Origin of the sequence: Castellaniella sp. GW247-6E4 (assembly GCF_040276065.1) — a bacterium.
Lineage (GTDB): Bacteria > Pseudomonadota > Gammaproteobacteria > Burkholderiales > Burkholderiaceae_B > Castellaniella.
The window spans coordinates 1-4,217 of record NZ_JBELOI010000031.1; the positions used below are offsets into that span (position 1 = coordinate 1).

Genomic DNA, 4,217 nt, shown 5'->3' on the forward strand with positions numbered 1-4,217 from the left:
CCATTGACCGTGATCGTCACCGTGGTCGACGCTCCCGCCTCGGCACCAACCGTACCCGACACCGCAATCGTCGCAGCACCAGACTCGGCGGCGTTGATCACGTTATCCGAAGTCACTGGATCAACCGAGACCGTCAGCTCAGGTGCGGTGGTGTCCACACCATAGCCGTGTGCAGCAGTCGTCGTCGTGCTATTGCCCGCCGCATCGGTTGTCGTGACCGAGACACTCAGAGAATCCGCAGCAGCCAGATCAGATCCAGCAACCGCGATCGTCCACGTGCCATCGGCACCAACTGCGCCCGTGAGCGAGATACTGCCAACCGTCAGGGTGACGACATCGCCTTCATTGAATTCACCAGACACCGTGCCAGTGACATTTACCGACGTGCCAGACTCTGCGGCATTAATCACATTATCAGCAGTGATCGGATTAACCGAGACCGTCAATTCCGGCGCTGCCGTGTCTACACCATAGCCATGCGTCGTGGTCGTCGTCGTGCTATTGCCGGCCGCATCAGTGGTTGTCACCGATACGCCCAGCGAGCTAGAGGCTGCAAGATCAGAGCCCGCAACCGCGATCGTCCAAGTGCCATCAGCACCCACTGTGCCTGTAAGCGAGGTGTTGCCAACCGTCAAGGTGACGACATCGCCTTCGTTGAACTCACCAGACACCGTGCCAGTGACATCCACCGAAGCGCCAGACTCTGCGGCATTAATCACGTTGTCAGCAGTGATCGGATCCACAGACACCGCCAGCTCAGGAGCAGTCGTATCTACGCCATAGGAATGGGTCGTCGTCGAAGTCGTGCTATTGCCCGCAGCGTCTGTCGTCGTGACCGAGACACTCAGAGAGCCAGCAGCAGCCAGGTCAGATCCAGCAACCGCGATCGTCCAAGTGCCATCAGCACCCACTGTGCCTGTAAGCGAGGTGCCGCCAACCGTCAGGGTGACTACATCGCCTTCGTTGAATTCACCGGTCACCGTGCCAGTGACATTTACCGACGTGCCAGACTCTGCGGCATTAATCACATTATCAGCAGTGATCGGATTAACCGAGACCGTCAATTCCGGCGCTGCCGTGTCTACACCATAGCCATGCGTCGTGGTCGTCGTCGTGCTATTGCCCGCCGCATCCGCAGTCGTGACCGATACACCTAGCGAGCTAGAGGCCGCAAGATCAGAGCCAGCAACCGCGATCGTCCACGTGCCATCCGCACCAACTGCGCCTGTGAGCGAGGTGTTGCCAACCGTCAGGGTGACCACATCACCCTCATTAAATTCACCCGTCACCGTACCAGTGACATTTACCGACGTGCCAGACTCCGCAGCATTGATCACGTTGTCCGAAGTCACCGGATCAACCGAAACCGTCAATTCCGGCGCTGCCGTGTCTACACCATAGGAATGGGTCGCCGTCGAAGTCGTGCTATTGCCAGCTGCATCCGCAGTCGTGACCGACACATCCAGAGAATCCGCAGCAGCCAGATCAGCACCCGCAACCGCGATCGTCCATGACCCATCGGCACCCACTGCGCCTGTGAGCGAGGTGTTGCCAACCGTCAGAGTGACCGCATCACCCTCGTTGAACTCACCGGTCACCTTGCCGGTGACATTCACCGAAGCGCCAGACTCCGCAGCATTGATCACGTTATCCGAAGTCACCGGATCAACCGAGACTGTCAGCTCAGGAGCAGCGGTGTCAACCGAGTAACCGTGGCTGGTCGTAGCAGTCGTGCTATTGCCCGCCGCATCGGTTGTCGTGACCGACACATCCAGAGAATCCGCAGCAGCCAGGTCGGAACCTGCAACCGCGATCGTCCACGTGCCATCGGCACCCACTGTGCCTGTAAGCGAGGTGTCGCCAACCGTCAGGGTGACAACATCGCCTTCGTTGAATTCACCGGTCATCGCACCGGTGACATTCACCGATGCGCCAGACTCCGCAGCATTGATCACGTTATCCGAAGTCACCGGATCTACCGAAACCGTCAGCTCAGGAGCAGTCGTGTCAACCGAGTAGCCATGGCTGGTTGTGGCCGTCGTGCTGTTGCCAGCCGCATCGCTTGTCGTCACCGATACGCCCAGCGAGCTAGAAGCTGCAAGATCAGAACCCGCAACTGTGATCGCCCACGTGCCACCCTGGGCGACGGTACCGCTGTACTCGGCGCCGTTCACCGTCAGCGTGACGACATCGCCTTCGTTGAATTCACCGGTCACCGTGCCGGTGACACCCACCGAAACGTCAGACTCAGCCGCATTGATGACATTGTCAGCAGTGATCGGATCCACAGACACCGCCAGCTCAGGAGCAGTCGTATCTACACCATAGGCATGGGTCGCCGTCGAAGTCGTGCTATTGCCCGCGGCGTCTGTCGTCGTGACCGAGACACCCAGAGAGTCAGCAGCAGCCAGGTCAGAGCCAGCGACCGCGATCGTCCACGACCCATCGGCACCAACCGCGCCAGTATGCGAAGTGCTGCCAACCGTCAGGCTGACAACATCACCCTCATTGAACTCACCCGTCACCTTGCCGGTGACATCCACCGAGGTGCCAGACTCTGCGGCATTGATCACATTATCCGAAGTCACCGGATCAACCGAGACTGTCAGCTCAGGCGCAGCCGTATCTACGCCATAGCTGTGCGTAGCAGTCGTCGTCGTGCTATTGCCTGCGGCGTCCGTCGTCGTGACCGAGACGTCAAGCGAGCTAGAGCCCGCAAGGTCAGATCCAGGAACCGCGATCGTCCACGTGCCATCGGCACCAACTGCGCCTGTGAGTGAGGTGCCGCCAACCGTCAAGGTGACAACATCGCCCTCATTGAATTCACCAACCACCGTGCCAGTGACATTCACCGATGTGCCAGACTCTGCAGCATTGACGACGTTGTCCGACGTGATCGAGTCAACCGAGACCGTCAGCTCAGGTGCAGCCGTATCTACACCATAACCATGCGTCGTGGTTGTCGTCGTGCTGTTGCCTGCGGCATCGGTAGACGTCGCACTGACAGCCACCGAGTTATCAGCCAACAGATCACCGGTCGCAACATCCACAGCCCAGGTGCCGTTCGTGGTATCCACGGCGGCTGTGTAATCCTGGCCGTTGACCGTGATCGTCACCGTGGTCGACGCTCCCGCCTCGGCACCAACCGTACCCGACACCGCAATCGTCGCAGCACCAGACTCAGCCGCATTGATCACGTTGTCGGACGTGATCGCATCCACAGAAACCGTCAGCTCAGGCGCAGCGGTGTCAACCGAGTAACCGTGGCTGGTCGTAGCAGTCGTGCTATTGCCCGCCACATCGGTAGACGTTGCGCTGACAGCCACCGCGCTATCGGCCAACAGATCGCTGGCCGCAACATCCACAGCCCAAGTGCCGTTCGCGGTATCCACGGCGGCTGTGTAATCCTGGCCATTGACCGTAATGGTCACCGTGGTCGACACCCCCGCCTCGGCACCAACCGTACCCGACACCGCAATCGTCGCAGCACCAGACTCAGCCGCATTGATCACGTTGTCGGACGTGATCGCATCCACAGAAACCGTCAGCTCAGGCGCAGCGGTGTCAACCGAGTAACCGTGGCTGGTCGTAGCAGTCGTGCTATTGCCCGCCACATCGGTAGACGTTGCGCTGACAGCCACCGCGCTATCGGCCAACAGATCGCTGGCCGCAACATCCACAGCCCAAGTGCCGTTCGCGGTATCCACGGCGGCTGTGTAATCCTGGCCATTGACCGTAATGGTCACCGTGGTCGACACCCCCGCCTCGGCACCAACCGTACCCGACACCGCAATCGTCGCAGCACCAGACTCAGCCGCATTGATCACGTTGTCAGCAGTGATCGAATCAACCGAGACCGTCAATTCCGGCGCTGCCGTGTCTACACTATAGGCATGCGTAGCAGTTGTCGTCGTGCTGTTACCCGCAGCATCGGTTGTCGTCACCGACACACCCAGAGAATCCGCGGCAGCCAGATCAGAGCCAGCAACTGCGATCGTCCAAGCACCGTCAGCACCAACGGTGCCGGTGTACGCAACACTATTGACCGTCAGCGTGACCGCGTCACCGTCATTAAACTCACCAGACACCGCGCCCGTGACATTCACCGACGCGCCAGACTCAGCGGCATTGATCACGTTGTCCGAAGTCACCGCATCCACAGACACCGTCAGCTCAGGAGCAGTCGTATCTACGCCATAGGAATGGGTCGCCGTCGA

Annotated in this window: 1 protein-coding gene; it reads right to left on the minus strand. The window is 59.7% G+C overall.

Annotated elements, in window-relative coordinates; all coding sequences use genetic code 11:
• A partial coding sequence (locus ABS761_RS16735; RefSeq protein ID WP_350409526.1) for an Ig-like domain-containing protein occupies nucleotides 1-4,217 on the minus strand: 4,217 nt, incomplete at both ends.